Here is a 14,710-nt window from a genome sequence, read left to right as displayed (position 1 = left end):
AAGGAATACACGATGCGTGTGATGAAGGGATTGCTCGGCCTGCTGTTGGCCATGCCGTTGCTGGCGTCGGCCGAAGAGATCGGCCAGGTGTCGACGGTGTTCAAGTTTGTCGGCCCCAACGACCGGATCGTGGTCGAAGCCTTCGATGACCCCAAGGTCGATGGCGTGACCTGCTACCTGTCCCGCGCCAAGACCGGCGGCGTCAAAGGCGGCCTGGGCCTGGCCGAAGACCGCTCCGAGGCGTCGATTGCCTGCCGCCAGGTCGGGCCGATCCGCTTCAAGGGAGAACTCAAGGATGGCGACGAAGTGTTCAAGGAACGCACGTCGCTGGTGTTCAAGACCATGCAGGTGGTGCGCTTCCTCGACAAGAAGCGCAATACCCTGGTGTACCTGGTCTACAGCGACCGCCTGATCGAAGGCAGCCCGCAGAACGCCGTTACCGCGATTCCGATTTTGCCGTGGCCGACCGCGCAGTGATCCGCAGGCGAGTTTTGTAATCGGCGTCTATGATTGCAGGCTTGCGGGTTGTAATCTCGAAGAGCCGCAATGCAAAGAACATGGGATATCTGGAGTTCGTCATGAGTGCTTTCCACGACCTGAAACTCAAAGCGTTGGACGGACAAGAGCTGCCACTGGCGCCCTTCAAGGGCAAAGTTGTGCTGGTGGTCAACGTGGCCTCCAAATGTGGCTTGACCCCGCAATACGCGGCGTTGGAAAACCTCTATCAGCAGTACAAGGACCAGGGGTTTACCGTACTCGGCCTGCCCTGCAACCAGTTTGCGGGCCAGGAACCGGGGACCGAGAAAGACATCCAGGAATTCTGCAGCCTCAATTACGGGGTGAGCTTTCCGCTGGGCAGCAAACTCGATGTGAACGGCCCTGAGCGTCACCAGTTGTACCGCTTGTTGGCGGGCGAGGGCGCCGAGTTTCCTGGGGACATCACCTGGAACTTCGAGAAATTCCTGCTGGGCAAAGACGGGCGGGTGCTTGCGCGTTTCTCGCCGCGAACGGCACCGGATGATCCGGCCGTCGTCCAGGCCATCGAAAAAGCCCTGAGCTGATCCCCTGACCTGTAGGCGTGAGCGTGCTCGCGAAAAATCCAGGCGCACCGCGTTGATCCAGTATGAACGCGTTATCGTTGACGATTTTCGCGAGCCAGCTCGCTCCTACAGGTGTCCGGCATTTCTAAGCCTTAATCACCCTGATCAATAGTGCTACTCAGCACGCTGCACGCGCCATATTATAGGCATCATAAAAACCGTCTTTCGTGGAGTGTTGCCATGCCTGTCCAAGCCTTGTTCAAACCGTTCCACCTCGGAACGCTGCAACTGTCGAGTCGTGTGGTAATGGCGCCGATGACCCGTTCGTTTTCCCCGGGCGGTGTCCCCAATTCCAAAGTCATCGAGTACTACCGCCGCCGCGCCGCGGCGGGTGTGGGCCTGATCATCACCGAAGGCACCGTGGTCGATCACCCGGCGTCCAACGGCTATCCCAATGTCCCGCACTTCTATGGTGAAGCGGCGCTGGCGGGCTGGAAGAAAGTGGTCGATGCCGTGCATGCCGAAGGCGGCAAGATCGTCCCGCAGTTGTGGCATGTGGGCAGCGTGCGCCGCATCGGTACCGAGCCGGATGCCAGCGTACCGGCCTACGGACCGATGGAAAAACTCAAGGATGGCAACGTGGTTGTCCACGGCATGACCCATCAGGACATCAAGGACGTGATTGCCGCCTTCGCCCAGGCGGCCAGGGACGCCCAGCGCATCGGCATGGACGGCGTGGAGATCCACGGCGCCCATGGTTACCTGGTGGACCAGTTCTTCTGGGAAGGCAGCAACCAGCGCAGCGACGAATACGGCGGCAGCCTGGCCAACCGTTCGCGCTTTGCCATCGAACTGATCCAGGCCATTCGTGCCGCCGTCGGCTCGGATTTTCCGATCATCCTGCGTTTTTCCCAGTGGAAGCAGCAGGACTACACCGCGCGCCTGGTGCAAACCCCCGAGGCTTTGGGCGAGTTTCTCAAGCCGCTGTCCGACGCCGGCGTGGATATTTTCCACTGCTCTACCCGGCGCTTCTGGGAGCCGGAGTTCGAAGGTTCCAACCTCAACCTGGCCGGCTGGACCCGCCAGCTCACCGGCAAGCCGACCATCACTGTCGGCAGCGTCGGCCTGGATGGCGAGTTCCTGCAGTTTATGGTCAACACTGACAAGGTTGCGCAACCGGCCAGCCTGGAGAAGCTGCTGGAGCGTTTGAACAACGATGAGTTTGACCTGGTCGCCGTCGGCCGTGCCCTGCTGGTGGACCCGGATTGGGCGGTGAAGGTCCGCGAACACCGCGAGGGCGACATCTTGCCGTTCAGTCGTGAGGCGTTGACGACCCTGGTGTAACGGGCCGGGCTCCCGGTGGTTGCCACCGGGAGCTGTTCAGTTGGAGCGGTCAATACTCTACTGACTTGCGCAGCTCCTGGCGGTGATCGGTCTTGTGCCCGTCTTGGCGCGCAGCCTGGTCATAAGTGGGCGGTGCTGCTCGAGACTGATCCAGCCATTGTTGCTGACGCGTCCACTCTGCGGTTGGCATGTTGATGCCATTGCGCACTCCCATTCCGTAAATTGCCATATCTCAGGGTCTCCATTGATCTAAGGGACCTGCGTTAGCAGCAGGTATCTATGATTGGTCATCCACCGTTCGCCGTTCCAGGGGGAAATATCGAGTAAATCTTGCGCAACCTATGGCAATCGGTGTGCAACACGGTCCGCTAGCTCGGGCGGGAGGCCGGGTAGACAGCGCCCGGCCTCCCGCCGGTTTTCAGCGCGTTGGGTTTTTCAAGGCCTATTGTCTTGTTGTTGGCCTATCCGGATTAACCGTAGTAGGCATCTTCCGCCCGTTCGGAATGGACCGCTGCATATTGCGTGGTGGCGTAGGATGCTTGACCGTCATGCGTTGACGGGCGGTCAGTGAACTGTGGGCGATAGCCGCTGCCGTTGTGCGGACGTTCCCATTGATTCTGCGGCGGCTGCCAGTTGTTTTCCGGGCGTGTGGGTTGCGGGCGATAGCCGTCGTTGTGCGGCGGACGCTGCCAGTCATTCTGCGGCGGCTGCCAGTTGTTTCCAGGGTGTGTGGGTTGCGGGCGATAGCCGCCGTTCTGTGGCGGGCGCTGCCAGTCGTTCTGCGGCGGCTGCCAATCGTTTCCAGGGCGCGACGGTTGCGGGCGTTGCCACTGGTTGCCCGGACGTGCCGGCTGCGGGCGGTTCCAGCCGTGGTTCGCGTTATAGGGCTGTGGGTGTGACGGTCGTCCGTGATCGTACTGGGCGCTGTTGGATGGGCAGGTGTCTGTCGGCCCTTGAGTGGGCGTGTTGAACGGTTGGAATCGCAGCGCCATTGATCCATTTATCAGTGTCGACATAGTGCTCTCTAATTAATGTTTCATCATGAATGACCTGCCTTTTTTGAGTGCGTCCAGAGACAGACACCTCTTCCTTGGCAGGTGTCATGTAGGTGGCGATAAATCGCGCGACGTTCCGGAAATATCCTGTTGTGGCGTGCCGACTCCGATGGCTTCAGGTAAAAAATCCTAATGATGAAGCCGTTATTCAGGGGGAAGGCTGGAGGGAAGGCGAACTAACTGACGTTATTCGCAGATCGTTCAACGAACATAAGGCTGCGTTGGAGCGGCCAACGGTTCTGCGCACACATCGCGTAACTGGTTCTCGAACTGCTCGATGATCGCCGGCCAGCCCTGGTGACTGGCATGATGGCGCGCATTGAGGCGGGCCCTGCGCAAATGCTCGCGATCTTCCAGCAGCCAATTGGCCGCGTCGCAGAACGCTTCCTCATCGCCGGGCATCGCCAGCACGCCGTTGTAACCGTGGCGGATATGCTGGGTCGCGGCCGCCTGGTCATATGCCACCACCGCGAGTCCGGAGGCCATGGCTTCCAACACCACGTTGCCGAAGGTTTCGGTCAGGCTGGGAAACAGGAACAGGTCTCCCGAGGCGTAGTGTCGCGCCAGTTCTTCGCCGCGCTGGGTGCCGCAGAATATGGCGTGCGGCAGGTCGTGCTCGAGCAGCGCGCGTTGCGGTCCGTCGCCGACCACGATCAGTTGCAGGCGACGCTGTGGATAAGTACTGCGCAAGGCATCGAAGCAGCGCTTGAGCATGCCCAGGTTCTTTTCCTGCGCCAGGCGCCCGACGTGCAGCACTGCAATATCGTCATTGCCCAGGCCCCAGCTTTCGCGCAAGGCGTTATCGCGCTTGGCCGGGTGGAACAACTGGCTGTCGACCCCGCGCGACAACATCCCCAGGCGTTCGAAGTGGCGGCGCTCCAGCTCCAGGCGTTGGCTGGCGCTGGGTACCAGGGTCAAGGTCGAGCGGTTATGAAACCAGCGCAGGTAGTGCGTGACCACGCGGCTCAACATGCTCAGGCCGTACTGGTTCGAGTACTGCTGGAAATTGGTGTGAAAACCGCTGACCACGCTGATCCCCAAGCGACGCGCTGCACGTAGTGCCGACAACCCGAGCGGTCCTTCTGTGGCGATATACAGCACGTCCGGGCGTTGGCGTGTCCAGCGGCGCAGCAGCTTGTGCATCGACGACTGGCCCCATTGCAGGCCTGGATAGCCGGGCAGCGGCCAACCGCGGCACAGCAGCAATTCGTTGTCGCTGGGGCGGCTTTGGTCAATGCCTTGGCGCGGGCGCACCAGTTCGACCTGATGGCCGCGCGCGCGCAAACCCTCGCACAGGCGACCCAATGTATTGGCCACCCCGTTGATCTCTGGCGGGAAGGTTTCGGTAATCAGAGTGATGTGAAGCGAAGCTGTCGTCATGACCCACAGTGTCGCTGTGGGCTGTGTCGCCGATGTGTCATACAGATGATGGATTTATGACGGGCATTGGCGGCAGGCGGCAATGCGCCAATCCTTTAAGCACAGAGCCCTTCGGCTCTGTGCAGATCGCTGGCCTGGGGGGCTCAGAAGGTGATTTTAGACGGCGTGACATAGCTCGTATCTTGCACACCGAGCACTTTATTTTGCGGGCCGAATTCACGGTCGCCAGGGTTCAGAGTCCCGTTCGCGTTTGGGGGCACGCTGATCGAGCTACTGTCTGTTGGTTTTGTATTCTGGTCCCTGGATTGAAAGTCGGGAAGCGGGCCGGGCAGGCCTGGTGGTTTTGTATTCTGGTCCCTGAATGGAAAGTCGGGAAGCGGGCCGGGCCTGCCTGGTGGTTTTGTATTCTGGTCCCTGGATGGATAGTCGGGAAGCGGGCCGGGCAGGCCTGGTGGTTTTGTATTCTGGTCCCTGGATTGAAAGTCGGGACGCGGGCCGGGCAGGCCTGGTGGTTTTGTATTCTGGTCCCTGGATGGAAAGTCGGGAAGCGGGCCGGGCCTGCCTGGTGGTTTTGGATTCTGGTCCCTGGATGGAACGTCGGGAAGCGGGCCGGGCCTGCCTGGTGGTTTTGGATTCTGGTCCCTGGATGGAAAGTCGGGAAGCGGGCCGGGCAGGCCTGGTGGTTTTGTATTCTGGTCCCTGAATGGAAAGTCGGGAAGCATTGGCCCGAACCTGGGTCCTGGTTTTGATGGCGGGACGCTGGGTGGGGTGCGGGGTGGCCCGCTGGGAGGCGGGTCGATCCTGAGTCCTGTGTTTGTTGGCAGGTTGGGAAGCGTGCTGATCATTGTGAGGCTCCTGTTGTCACGGGTTTGGTTGCCGACCTCGGTTGCCCCAAGGTCGGCTCAGGTTGTGTGGCCTCAAAAAACAATCAGTTCCGGCAACGGTCGACCGGCCAGCGTACCGTTATCGCGGTGTGTTCAACGCCGTCTCGGCACCTTGCTCGCGCACCCAGAACAACGTCGCCCCGGCCACCGCCGCCGGCATCATCAGCAGGTTGACCACCGGCACCAGCAGCACCAGGTAGACGCTGCCGCCGAAGCTCATGCTCTGCCAGCGTTTCTGGCGCAGCCAGGCGAGCATTTCGTTCCAGCCCAGCTTGTGGTTGTCGGCCGGGTAGTCGATGTATTGAATCGCCATCATCCACACGCCGAACAGCAGCCACAACGGCGCGGCGATCAGGTTGACCACCGGAATGAACGACAGGATAAACAGGCCGATGGCCCGCGGCAGGAAGTAGCCCAGCTTGCGCATCTCCCGCGCCAGGGTGCGCGGGACCATCGCCACCAGCTCGGCCCAACTGAACGGCGGGAAATCGTCGGTGCCACGCACCACCACTTCAACTTTCTCCGCGAGAAAACCGTTGAACGGCGCAGCGATGACATTGGCGAGCATGGTGAAGGTGAAAAACACCATCAACACCACCAGCACCACGAACAGCGGCCACAGGATATAGCTGAGGAAACTCAGCCAGCCGGGCAGCGTCGGCATCAACGCGTCGACCCACAGGCTGAACTGATGGCCGGCGAAATAGATCAGGCCGACGAACAGCACCAGGTTGATCGCCAGCGGCAGCAGCACAAACAGGCGCAGGCCGGGGCTCAACACCAGTTTGAGGCCTTCACGCAGGTATTGCGGACCGGAAAGAACAGGGGCGGGCATGGAGAACTCCGAGCAGAATGACGAACGCGCCGACCTTACCGGCTTTGCCTTCAGGACGAAAGCACGCGCAATGCCAGGACATCAGCAGAAACAAACGCGTCGATCAGTTGGGCCTGCTGCATAGATACTGCCTATGAGCTGGATTGTTATTCCGTATTTCCTTAATCTTGCCCCCCTCTATACGCTGCACCCATTATTTTCAGGATCTGCGAGTTCAAGCCTTCCCCAAGTGCTTCGCGGTCCTTTTTTATTCCAGCCGCCTTGTTGTCCGGGCGGTCGACAGGAGCGAGTCATGTCTGATACCCGTCATTCGCGAGTGATTATTCTCGGTTCCGGCCCTGCCGGTTACAGCGCTGCCGTCTACGCTGCCCGAGCCAACCTCAAGCCACTGCTGATCACCGGCATGCAAGCGGGCGGTCAGTTGACCACCACCACTGAAGTCGACAACTGGCCGGGCGACGTCCACGGTCTGACCGGCCCGGTGCTGATGGAGCGTATGAAAGAGCACGCCGAGCGCTTCGAAACCGAGATCGTGTTTGACCACATCAACCAGGTCGACTTCTCGAAAAAGCCTTACAGCCTGACCGGCGACAGCGGCGTCTACACCTGTGACGCGCTGATCATCGCGACCGGCGCCAGCGCCCGTTACCTGGGCCTGCCGTCGGAAGAAGCGTTCATGGGCAAGGGCGTGTCCGCCTGCGCGACGTGCGACGGTTTCTTCTACCGCAACAAGCCGGTCGCTGTGGTCGGCGGTGGCAACACGGCCGTGGAAGAGGCGCTGTACCTGGCCAACATCGCCAGCACCGTGACCCTGATTCACCGTCGCGAAACCTTCCGCGCCGAGAAGATCCTGATCGACAAGCTGCACGCGCGTGTGGCTGAAGGCAAGATCATCCTCAAGCTCAACGCCACCCTGGATGAAGTCCTCGGCGACAACATGGGCGTGACCGGTGCGCGCCTGAAAAACAACGACGGCAGCTTCGACGAGCTGACAGTCGACGGCGTGTTCATCGCCATCGGCCACACGCCGAACACTTCGTTGTTCGAAGGCGTGCTGGACGCCAAAGACGGTTACCTGGTGGTGCAGGGCGGTCGCGAAGGCAATGCCACGGCGACCAACATCGAAGGCATCTTCGCCGCCGGTGACGTGGCTGACCACGTGTACCGCCAGGCCATCACCTCGGCCGGCGCCGGTTGCATGGCGGCCCTGGATGCCGAGCGGTACCTCGACGGTTTGCAGAACGCTTAGGTCTGAACCCGCTGAAATGAAAAAACCGGCGAAAGCCGGTTTTTTATGCGCGGGATTTGATGATCCATCGCTATCTCAATTTGGTAATCCAATCACTGTGGGAGCTGGCTTGCCTGCGATAGCGGTGTGTCAGCCAACGTCTATGCAGGATTTACCGCCGCCATCGCAGGTAAGCCAGTTCCCACATTAAATCGGGTTTGCACGTTGGATCAGCGGCGAGTCAGAGGTTGCTGGTCAAACTTCACACCCGCCAACCCGTGCGCGATCAACGCCCGAATATTGCCATGGTCACTGCCCTCAGGCGTGGCGACCACCGAACGGTAATGCTCGCCAAACGCCAACAAGGCGTGCTGGTCGCTCAACCCTTCCAGCAAGGCCAGGCCCAGGGTCTTGCACGAACCTTCGTTCTGCCCGGCGGCGTTTTCCACGGTGCCGTTGGTGAAGGCTTGCGGCTGGTAGTCGTAACCGGCGGCAACGAAGGCCAAGGTGTCGGCGAAGAGATGTTCGCCGCTGTCGAGGCTGGCGCGCAGGGTGTTCAGGTCAGTCATGGGGTTTTCCTTTGGCGAACGCCGCCTGTTGTTCGGCGCTGGCTTCTTGCTGGTATTGGGCTTTCCACTCGGCATACGGCATGCCGTACACCACTTCACGCGCGTCATCGAGGCTCAGCGCGATCTGGCGCTCGTCGGCCTCGGCCTTGTACCACTTGGACAGGCAGTTGCGGCAGAAGCCGGCGAGGTTCATCAGGTCGATATTCTGCACATCCTTGCGGCTGTCCAGGTGTGCGACCAGCCGCCGAAAGGCGGCGGCTTCGAGTTCGAGGCGTTGTTGATCGGTCATAGGGCTCACGTAAATCCAGGGGTTAGCGGCTGGCCGCCAGGGTAATCGAAACCGATTCGGCAAAGCGCAGCGCGTGGGGCTTGTCCACTTCGACTTCGGCATACAGCACCGACTCGTTGCTCATCACCAGGTCCAGCAGTTCCTGGGTCAGGCGCTCCAGCAGGGCGAAGCGGTTGCCTTCGACGTGGGCAATGATTGCCTTGGTGATGGTGCGGTAGTTCAACGCGTGGTCGATATCGTTGTCGCGCACGGCGTCCTGGGCGGCATACAGGATGGTCAGGTTGATCAGCACATCCTGCTTGTTGAGGATTTCATCCTCGTTGATGCCGATATAGGTGCGCAGGCACAGGTCCTTGACCCGGATGCGCGCCATGCCTGGTTGAAGTTGTGGCATTGCTACTTGCTCCGTCCAATCAGTTGCAGGAACTCCATGCGCGTGGTGTTCGACTCGCGGAACGCGCCGAGCATCACCGAGGTGTTCATGGTTGAATTCTGTTTTTCCACGCCGCGCATCATCATGCACATGTGCTTGGCTTCGATCACCACCGCCACGCCGGAGGCCTGGGTCACGTCCTGGATGGCGTCGGCGATTTGCCGCGTGAGGTTTTCCTGGATCTGCAGGCGCCGCGCGAACATGTCGACGATGCGCGCCAGCTTCGACAGGCCCAGCACCCTGCCGGTCGGAATATAGGCCACATGAGCCTTGCCGATAAAGGGCAGCAGGTGGTGCTCGCACAGCGAGTACAGTTCGATGTCCTTGAGGATCACCATCTCGTCATTGTCGGAGGCGAACAGCGCACCGTTGACGATCTCTTCGAGGTTTTGCTCGTAGCCATGACACAGGTATTGCATGGCTTTGGCGGCACGCTTGGGGGTGTCGAGCAGGCCTTCGCGTTCCGGGTCTTCACCCAGGCCTTTAAGGATCTCGCGATAGTGGTGGGGCAGGGATAAGGTCATACAACATCCTCACAAACGGCTTACTTGATATGCCGCCCACCGTTGACGGTCAGGGTGGTACCGGTGACGTAGGGGTTGTCCAGCAGGTAACGCACGCTCTGGTAAATCACCTCGGGCCCGGGCTCGATGCCCAGTGCCGACTTGGCCAGTACTTGGGTACGGTAGGCCGCGTCGTCGCCTTCGTTGAACATCACCATCGCCGGGGCGATGCCGTTGACTTTGATCAGCGGCGCAAACTGCGCGGCAAACGACAGCGTGAGGCTGTCGAGCCCGGCCTTGGTGGCGCAGTAGGCGATGTGCTGGCGGCTGCCCTTGCGCACCACATCATCGCTGATATGCACGATGTCGGCGGGTGAAGAGCGATGCAGCAAGGGTGAACAATGCAGGTTGATCAGGTACGGCGCAAGCATGTGTACGCTGAACATGTCGGTAAAGGCACGGCTTTCGTCGCCTGGGGTTTCCGCGATCCAGGCCGAAGCGTTGTGGATGATCGCGCGCAGGCTTTGGGTATGACGCTTCAACTCGGCGATAAACGCAAGAATCCCGGCTTCGCTGGAGAAGTCGGCAAACACGCCGATCGCACCACGCTCGCGTAGCGCCTGCACGCCGGGGCGTTCGCTGCGGTAGCTGAAAAGCACCGAGTGGCCCTCGTCGAGCAGGCGTTCGGCACAATGCAGGCCGACGCGCTGGCCGGCGCCGGTGATCAGGATCGGGGCGTTCGTTGCAGTCATGGGAGGCTCAAGTCGCTGGCAGGGTCAAATCATACCAGTGACGAGCCCCCCTGTACTCACGCCGCGGCTTCGCTGGCCTTGGCGCGTGGCGGCGAAGGGTGCAACCAGTTGGCCAGCAGGTGGGTCGAGAGTGGAATGAACAAGTAGACCATCAGCGGAGTGAGCGCCAAGGTGCTGACCAGCACGCGGCTGAACAGGTCCAGCCCGCCGAGCAATGGCCCCAGGCCGAAGTTGAACAGCAACGACACCGGGAAAAACGCCAGCCAGATCGCCACCGCCTGTTTCCAGCGCGGCGGCCGTGTACCCGCAGCCCCGAACCAGCCATCGATGCCACGCACGCGATGCTCGGACGGGTCGGCAAACAGCTCGCTGCCCCGGCTCAGCCACGCGCTGCGTGAGGCGGAAAATTCCCAGGCATGCAGGGTTTTTTCGTCGGCGAAGCGGAAAATAATCTGAAATTCATCATCAAGGGGCGGTGGTGCGAGGACGCCGGAGCCCAGGTAGCCGGGGAAGTCAGTGGCCAGTCGCTCGCCTTCGCGCAGCCAGGCCATCAACTCTTCGTAGCGGCCCTTGGCCACGCGGCGCGCAACCATCAGGGTGACGGGTGAGGTAGACATTGTGTATCTCCAAATAGAACGGGTGCGCTGAACCGGGTAGGTGGCACACAGACGACGCTGCGGGGGTGTTGCAGCGACGCTTTATCGGTAAGCAAGGATTATTCCTGTTTTGCAGAAATACACCAGCAGCATTGGTCCATTAGGTACACACCTTGATATACATCGCGGTAAAGGCGTTAAATGGGACTCACTTTCAAACGGACGTTCATGACCTCTGATGCCCGAAATCATTGCTCCTATTCGCGAATCCATCGCCCCCAGCCCTGCCGATTCCGATGAGTTGTTTCCGATTCGTGACGTGTCGAGATTGACGGGCATCAACCCGGTCACCCTGCGTGCCTGGGAGCGGCGTTACGGCCTGATTCAACCCACGCGCACCGAAAGCGGGCATCGTCTGTACTCCAGGGCCGATATTCAAACGGTTCATCGCATTGTCGATTGGATCGAGCGTGGCGTGGCCGTGAGCAAAGTGGGCAAGATCCTTGCGCGTGACGATCAGCAGGCCGCCGCCGTGCGTGTCGAGCACGACACGGTCGAGCTAGGCGAATGGCCGCAATGGCAGGCGCGCCTGGTGCTGGCCGTGGGCGCGTTCGATGATCGTCAACTGGAGCAACTGTACAACCAGGTGATCGCCACCTACCCGCTCAACGTCGCGTTCCAGGACATCCTGATGCCTCTTTGGAACGACCTGTTGCGTCATCAGGGGCGCTTCGGCCAAGCCAGTGAATGGCTGTTCTTCGACAACTTCCTGCGGGTGCGGGTGTTGCAGCGTTTGCAACTGGCGTGTGCGTCAGCGGCGCCACGGGTGTTGCTCGCGGCCATTCCCGGCGAGTGCCGTAAATTGGAATTGCTGGTGGCGGGGCTGTTGATCGGTCGAGACGATCTGGCCGTGAAGGTGCTGGGGATGGGTCAGCCTTTCGATGAATTGACGCTGGTGTGTGAAAAGACGCAACCCGAGGCGCTGGTCCTCTTCTCCAATTACTCACACACCCAAGCGTTGGCCGGGCGTTTGAACCGCCTGGCGTTGACCCTCGATTGCCCGCTGTTTCTTGCCGGTGCCGCGTCAGACCTGGCCCAGGCCGATCTGACGGGCTCCGCCGTTGGCTGCCTGGGCAATGAAGGACGCTTGATGCAACGGCGCTTGCAGCAATTTCTCAGCGGTAACCTGGATACCTGAAGATCAGGCGTGCATCTGCGGATGTACCAGGCGGTGCTGGTGCAGGATGAATTGGCGCAGGCGCTCGGTCTCATCCGGGTTGTTCTGGCCCAGGCGATAGGCAAACAGTCCCCGTGCGGTTTCCCGCTCCAGCGTGCCGCGCAGTGCAATGCGTTCATAGCCGGAAGGGCTGAACCACAGGGCAAAGGTCTTCGGCGTCTTGATCCGGCCGCGGATCTCCACCAGCACGCCCTTGAACGAAACCTCATGCACCCACAGCGCACTCGGGTTGCCCCTGACATTTTCCAGCGCCACTGGCGTTTCAAGAGCCAGGCGCCACGGACGAATCATCGGCCCGTCTTCAAAAATGCTCGGTACGCCCAGGCGTAAATGCACAGCATGAAACTCGTCTTCCACCAACTGCAGCGGGAAGGTGAGTTGCTGGTTGTCGAATTGCGCCTGGAGGGTGACGTGATCGTGGGCGGCCAGCCGAGTGAGCAAATCGCGAAGCTGCGCAGCGCCGTTGACGGTCAGGCTCGACGATGCATCCCGCAGGTTGAGTTGGGGGTTGTGCTGCATGTCCTGAATGAAATCCAACTCGTCCTGAGTCAGAAGCGCGTCGCGTTGCATTGATCTTGCTCAAGGGAGAGTGTTAAAACGCCATTATCCGCTCTAAAGACATCATTTTCTAAGTTTTGTTAGATCCGCTCGTCGCCTTGATCGCTGCCAGCTCGGCCTTGACCTGCGCCAACTCCGCCTCCAATTGCGCGACGCGCTGCTGGGCCTTGACCTGCAAGGTCACGTCCTTTTGCACGCCGACGAAATAGGTCTGCTTGTCGGCATGGTTGTACACCGTTGAAAGCGACAGCTCGTTCCAGAAGTGGCTGCCGTCCTTGCGATAGTTGCGCAGGATTTCCCGGCAGGCGCCGCCGCTGTCCAGTGCTTCGCGAATGGCCATCAGCGCCGGTTGGTCACGGTCGCCAGACTGCAGGAAGCGGCAGTCCTGATACAGGACGTCGTCCAGGGTGTAACCGGTCAGGCGCTCGAATGCCGGGTTGACGTAGATCAGCGGTTTGTCCCGGCCTTCCCGCTCGGCCACGACAATCCCGTCGTTGGAAGCGTTGACGACCATTTGCAGCAGCTTGGCGTTAATCATTGCGCGGTCCCTGGCGTGTGCTTGAACTGCCAGTTTATGGCAAGTCTTGAATGTTGCACGGCACGCGCCGAAATATTTGCCCCAGCTGGTAATATCCCAGGCTTTCGCTCAATGACAGGATCAGTATTGATGAGAGTCGCCATTCTTTCCGGCTCGGTGTACGGCACGGCTGAAGAAGTCGCCCGCCACGCTGCCGGCATCCTTACATCGGCCGGCTTCGAGGCCTGGCACAACCCGCGCGCGACCCTGGCGGACGTGTTGGCCTTCGTCCCGCAGGCGTTGCTGGCGGTGACGTCCACCACCGGCATGGGCGAACTGCCGGACAACCTGCAACCGCTGTATTCGAGCATTCGCGACCAGTTGCCCGCAGCCTGGCGCGGTTTGCCGGGCGCGGTCATCGGCCTGGGCGACGCCAGCTATGGCGATACCTTCTGCGCCGGCGGCGAGCATATGCGTGAGCTGTTCAGTGAGTTGGGCGTGCGCGAAGTGCAGCCGATGCTGCGCCTGGACGCCAGCGAAAGCGTCACCCCGGAAACCGACGCCGAGCCCTGGCTGGCCGAGTTGATCACTGCCCTGCGCGGCTGACCGGAAACTCCCGCAACAACGCCAGCCAGGCCTGGGCGGCTTTCGACAGATAGGCGCCCTCACGCCAGACAAACGCGATGTCCCAGCGCAGGAAGTCGGGCGCCTTCAGCGTGAGGCGCACCACCCCGGGCCGCACCAGCCCGCGAGCGACCACGCTGGGCAACAGCACCACGCCTTGACCGGCCGCGACCAGGGCGGCGAGAAAATCCGCCTGGCCGCTGCGGCCTCCTTCCTTCGGCGTAAAGCCCACTCGCTGACACGCCTGCGTCAAGCGGTCGTTCAAGACAAAGCTGCGCTGATACATCAGGAACGGTGTGTCTGCCAATTCTTCCAGGCGCACCTGGGCGTTCTGTGCCAAGGGGTGGTTCATCGGCAGCAAGGCATCCAGCGGTTCATCGCAGAAGTCTTGCCAGGCGAATGCCGGGTCGCTGGGTTTCAAGCTGCCGCCCACTTCCAGCTCGCCGCTCAAAATCGCCTGCTCGATACTGCGGCTGCCGCCCTCCAGCAACTGGATGGTGACGTTCGGATAGCGCCGGCGGTACTCGGCGAACAAGTCGGCAAACAGCGTATCGCCGCCCAACTGCGGCAAGCCCAGGCGCAACTCGCCACGGGTCAGGTGCTGCATGTCGTCCAGCTCGCTGAGCAACTCATTCTGCAGGCGCAGCATGGCTTCGGCGCGTTGCAGCACAACCTGGCCGGCGGCAGTCAGGCGGATCTGCGAGCCGATGCGGTCGAGCAACGGCGTGCCCAGGCTGTGTTCCAGCTGTGCGACCTGTTTGCTCACGGCGGACTGGCTGATGTGCAGGGTTTTCCCGGCCTGGGTAAAACCGCCGCGGTGGATGACTTCGACAAAACTGCGCAGCTGTTTGAATTCCATCGGTGCG

Annotated in this window: 19 protein-coding genes; 6 read left to right on the top strand and 13 right to left on the bottom strand. The window is 60.9% G+C overall.

Annotation, left to right across the window (positions count from 1 at the left end; translation table 11 throughout):
- Positions 1-12: 12 nt before the first annotated feature.
- The 3 genes from C8K66_RS08260 (at position 13) to C8K66_RS08250 (ending at position 2,384) form a co-directional block, all read left to right on the top strand.
- A complete protein-coding gene (locus C8K66_RS08260) occupies positions 13-477 on the top strand; it encodes a CreA family protein (RefSeq protein ID WP_017847751.1) in 465 nt (154 codons plus the stop codon).
- 101 nt (positions 478-578) lie between these two features.
- Complete coding sequence (locus C8K66_RS08255) at positions 579-1,061, top strand: glutathione peroxidase (protein WP_017847752.1); 483 nt, start codon at positions 579-581, stop codon at positions 1,059-1,061.
- 219 nt (positions 1,062-1,280) lie between these two features.
- Positions 1,281-2,384 (top strand): NADH:flavin oxidoreductase, encoded by a 1,104-nt coding sequence (locus C8K66_RS08250; protein ID WP_057005287.1) that lies wholly within the window; start codon positions 1,281-1,283, stop codon positions 2,382-2,384.
- A gap of 49 nt (positions 2,385-2,433) precedes the next feature.
- On the opposite strand, the gene C8K66_RS08245 is transcribed toward C8K66_RS08250, so the two are convergent.
- From C8K66_RS08245 to cysZ, 4 genes are all read right to left on the bottom strand, one after another.
- A complete protein-coding gene (locus C8K66_RS08245; protein ID WP_032804636.1) occupies positions 2,434-2,613 on the bottom strand; it encodes a hypothetical protein in 180 nt (59 codons plus the stop codon).
- Positions 2,614-2,854: 241 nt separating this feature from the next.
- Positions 2,855-3,376, bottom strand: a complete 522-nt coding sequence (locus C8K66_RS08240; protein ID WP_108524594.1) for a hypothetical protein — start codon at positions 3,374-3,376, stop codon at positions 2,855-2,857.
- Positions 3,377-3,640: 264 nt separating this feature from the next.
- Positions 3,641-4,819: a glycosyltransferase family 1 protein gene (locus C8K66_RS08235; RefSeq protein WP_017847755.1), complete on the bottom strand. Its 1,179-nt coding sequence runs from the start codon at positions 4,817-4,819 to the stop codon at positions 3,641-3,643.
- Between the two features lie 963 nt (positions 4,820-5,782).
- Positions 5,783-6,538, bottom strand: coding sequence for a sulfate transporter CysZ (gene cysZ, locus C8K66_RS08225; RefSeq protein ID WP_017847757.1), 756 nt, complete (start codon positions 6,536-6,538; stop codon positions 5,783-5,785).
- 292 nt (positions 6,539-6,830) lie between these two features.
- Between cysZ and trxB the strand changes: the two genes are divergently transcribed.
- Positions 6,831-7,787, top strand: coding sequence for a thioredoxin-disulfide reductase (gene trxB / locus C8K66_RS08220; RefSeq protein ID WP_017847758.1), 957 nt, complete (start codon positions 6,831-6,833; stop codon positions 7,785-7,787).
- A 209-nt stretch (positions 7,788-7,996) separates the two neighbouring features.
- Here trxB and C8K66_RS08215 read toward each other — a convergent pair whose 3' ends face one another.
- The 6 genes from C8K66_RS08215 to C8K66_RS08190 are packed head-to-tail and all read right to left on the bottom strand — an operon-like array spanning position 7,997 to position 10,929.
- Entirely contained in the window at positions 7,997-8,335 is a 339-nt protein-coding gene (locus tag C8K66_RS08215) for a HopJ type III effector protein (protein WP_017847759.1), read from the bottom strand.
- Positions 8,328-8,624 (bottom strand): DUF1244 domain-containing protein, encoded by a 297-nt coding sequence (locus tag C8K66_RS08210; protein ID WP_017847760.1) that lies wholly within the window; start codon positions 8,622-8,624, stop codon positions 8,328-8,330. Before C8K66_RS08210 ends, C8K66_RS08215 begins: the two co-directional genes overlap by 8 nt.
- Before the next feature lie 22 nt (positions 8,625-8,646).
- A complete protein-coding gene (gene folX / locus C8K66_RS08205; RefSeq protein WP_026140129.1) occupies positions 8,647-9,018 on the bottom strand; it encodes a dihydroneopterin triphosphate 2'-epimerase in 372 nt (123 codons plus the stop codon).
- A gap of 2 nt (positions 9,019-9,020) precedes the next feature.
- A complete protein-coding gene (gene folE, locus C8K66_RS08200) occupies positions 9,021-9,581 on the bottom strand; it encodes a GTP cyclohydrolase I FolE (RefSeq protein ID WP_017847762.1) in 561 nt (186 codons plus the stop codon).
- Between the two features lie 20 nt (positions 9,582-9,601).
- Entirely contained in the window at positions 9,602-10,312 is a 711-nt protein-coding gene (gene folM / locus C8K66_RS08195; RefSeq protein WP_046382094.1) for a dihydromonapterin reductase, read from the bottom strand.
- Positions 10,313-10,368: 56 nt separating this feature from the next.
- Positions 10,369-10,929, bottom strand: coding sequence for an antibiotic biosynthesis monooxygenase (locus C8K66_RS08190; RefSeq protein WP_046382095.1), 561 nt, complete (start codon positions 10,927-10,929; stop codon positions 10,369-10,371).
- A gap of 217 nt (positions 10,930-11,146) precedes the next feature.
- Here C8K66_RS08190 and C8K66_RS08185 point away from each other — a divergent pair, with 217 nt between their 5' ends.
- On the top strand, positions 11,147-12,106 hold the full coding sequence (locus C8K66_RS08185; protein ID WP_108524590.1) for a MerR family transcriptional regulator: 960 nt from the start codon (positions 11,147-11,149) through the stop codon (positions 12,104-12,106).
- 3 nt (positions 12,107-12,109) lie between these two features.
- On the opposite strand, the gene C8K66_RS08180 is transcribed toward C8K66_RS08185, so the two are convergent.
- Together C8K66_RS08180 and C8K66_RS08175 are read right to left on the bottom strand one after the other, a co-directional pair.
- Positions 12,110-12,715: a hypothetical protein gene (locus C8K66_RS08180; RefSeq protein WP_017847766.1), complete on the bottom strand. Its 606-nt coding sequence runs from the start codon at positions 12,713-12,715 to the stop codon at positions 12,110-12,112.
- Between the two features lie 58 nt (positions 12,716-12,773).
- Complete coding sequence (locus C8K66_RS08175) at positions 12,774-13,241, bottom strand: PAS domain S-box protein (protein ID WP_017847767.1); 468 nt, start codon at positions 13,239-13,241, stop codon at positions 12,774-12,776.
- Positions 13,242-13,370: 129 nt separating this feature from the next.
- Between C8K66_RS08175 and C8K66_RS08170 the strand changes: the two genes are divergently transcribed.
- Positions 13,371-13,826: a flavodoxin gene (locus C8K66_RS08170; RefSeq protein WP_108524588.1), complete on the top strand. Its 456-nt coding sequence runs from the start codon at positions 13,371-13,373 to the stop codon at positions 13,824-13,826.
- Here the strand turns inward: C8K66_RS08170 and C8K66_RS08165 are convergent.
- Entirely contained in the window at positions 13,807-14,703 is an 897-nt protein-coding gene (locus C8K66_RS08165; protein WP_046382098.1) for a LysR family transcriptional regulator, read from the bottom strand. The two genes, C8K66_RS08170 and C8K66_RS08165, sit on opposite strands and share 20 nt — an antisense overlap.
- Between the last annotated feature and the right edge of the window lie 7 nt (positions 14,704-14,710).

The organism is Pseudomonas sp. GV105 (genome assembly GCF_003058185.1).
Lineage (GTDB): Bacteria > Pseudomonadota > Gammaproteobacteria > Pseudomonadales > Pseudomonadaceae > Aquipseudomonas > Aquipseudomonas veronii.
Note: the sequence above shows the minus strand (reverse complement) of the source record. Positions and strands in the feature narration are given on the sequence as shown.

What these genes read in the sequence shown, in the direction of transcription:
- C8K66_RS08260 (WP_017847751.1), top strand. Translation starts at nt 13, where the DNA reads ATGCGTGTGATGAAGGGATTGCTCGGCCTGCTGTTGGCCATGCCGTTG.
- C8K66_RS08255 (WP_017847752.1), top strand. Translation starts at nt 579, where the DNA reads ATGAGTGCTTTCCACGACCTGAAACTCAAAGCGTTGGACGGACAAGAG.
- C8K66_RS08250 (WP_057005287.1), top strand. Translation starts at nt 1,281, where the DNA reads ATGCCTGTCCAAGCCTTGTTCAAACCGTTCCACCTCGGAACGCTGCAA.
- C8K66_RS08245 (WP_032804636.1), bottom strand. Translation starts at nt 2,613, where the DNA reads ATGGCAATTTACGGAATGGGAGTGCGCAATGGCATCAACATGCCAACC.
- C8K66_RS08240 (WP_108524594.1), bottom strand. Translation starts at nt 3,376, where the DNA reads ATGGCGCTGCGATTCCAACCGTTCAACACGCCCACTCAAGGGCCGACA.
- C8K66_RS08235 (WP_017847755.1), bottom strand. Translation starts at nt 4,819, where the DNA reads ATGACGACAGCTTCGCTTCACATCACTCTGATTACCGAAACCTTCCCG.
- cysZ (WP_017847757.1), bottom strand. Translation starts at nt 6,538, where the DNA reads ATGCCCGCCCCTGTTCTTTCCGGTCCGCAATACCTGCGTGAAGGCCTC.
- trxB (WP_017847758.1), top strand. Translation starts at nt 6,831, where the DNA reads ATGTCTGATACCCGTCATTCGCGAGTGATTATTCTCGGTTCCGGCCCT.
- C8K66_RS08215 (WP_017847759.1), bottom strand. Translation starts at nt 8,335, where the DNA reads ATGACTGACCTGAACACCCTGCGCGCCAGCCTCGACAGCGGCGAACAT.
- C8K66_RS08210 (WP_017847760.1), bottom strand. Translation starts at nt 8,624, where the DNA reads ATGACCGATCAACAACGCCTCGAACTCGAAGCCGCCGCCTTTCGGCGG.
- folX (WP_026140129.1), bottom strand. Translation starts at nt 9,018, where the DNA reads ATGCCACAACTTCAACCAGGCATGGCGCGCATCCGGGTCAAGGACCTG.
- folE (WP_017847762.1), bottom strand. Translation starts at nt 9,581, where the DNA reads ATGACCTTATCCCTGCCCCACCACTATCGCGAGATCCTTAAAGGCCTG.
- folM (WP_046382094.1), bottom strand. Translation starts at nt 10,312, where the DNA reads ATGACTGCAACGAACGCCCCGATCCTGATCACCGGCGCCGGCCAGCGC.
- C8K66_RS08190 (WP_046382095.1), bottom strand. Translation starts at nt 10,929, where the DNA reads ATGTCTACCTCACCCGTCACCCTGATGGTTGCGCGCCGCGTGGCCAAG.
- C8K66_RS08185 (WP_108524590.1), top strand. Translation starts at nt 11,147, where the DNA reads ATGCCCGAAATCATTGCTCCTATTCGCGAATCCATCGCCCCCAGCCCT.
- C8K66_RS08180 (WP_017847766.1), bottom strand. Translation starts at nt 12,715, where the DNA reads ATGCAACGCGACGCGCTTCTGACTCAGGACGAGTTGGATTTCATTCAG.
- C8K66_RS08175 (WP_017847767.1), bottom strand. Translation starts at nt 13,241, where the DNA reads ATGATTAACGCCAAGCTGCTGCAAATGGTCGTCAACGCTTCCAACGAC.
- C8K66_RS08170 (WP_108524588.1), top strand. Translation starts at nt 13,371, where the DNA reads ATGAGAGTCGCCATTCTTTCCGGCTCGGTGTACGGCACGGCTGAAGAA.
- C8K66_RS08165 (WP_046382098.1), bottom strand. Translation starts at nt 14,703, where the DNA reads ATGGAATTCAAACAGCTGCGCAGTTTTGTCGAAGTCATCCACCGCGGC.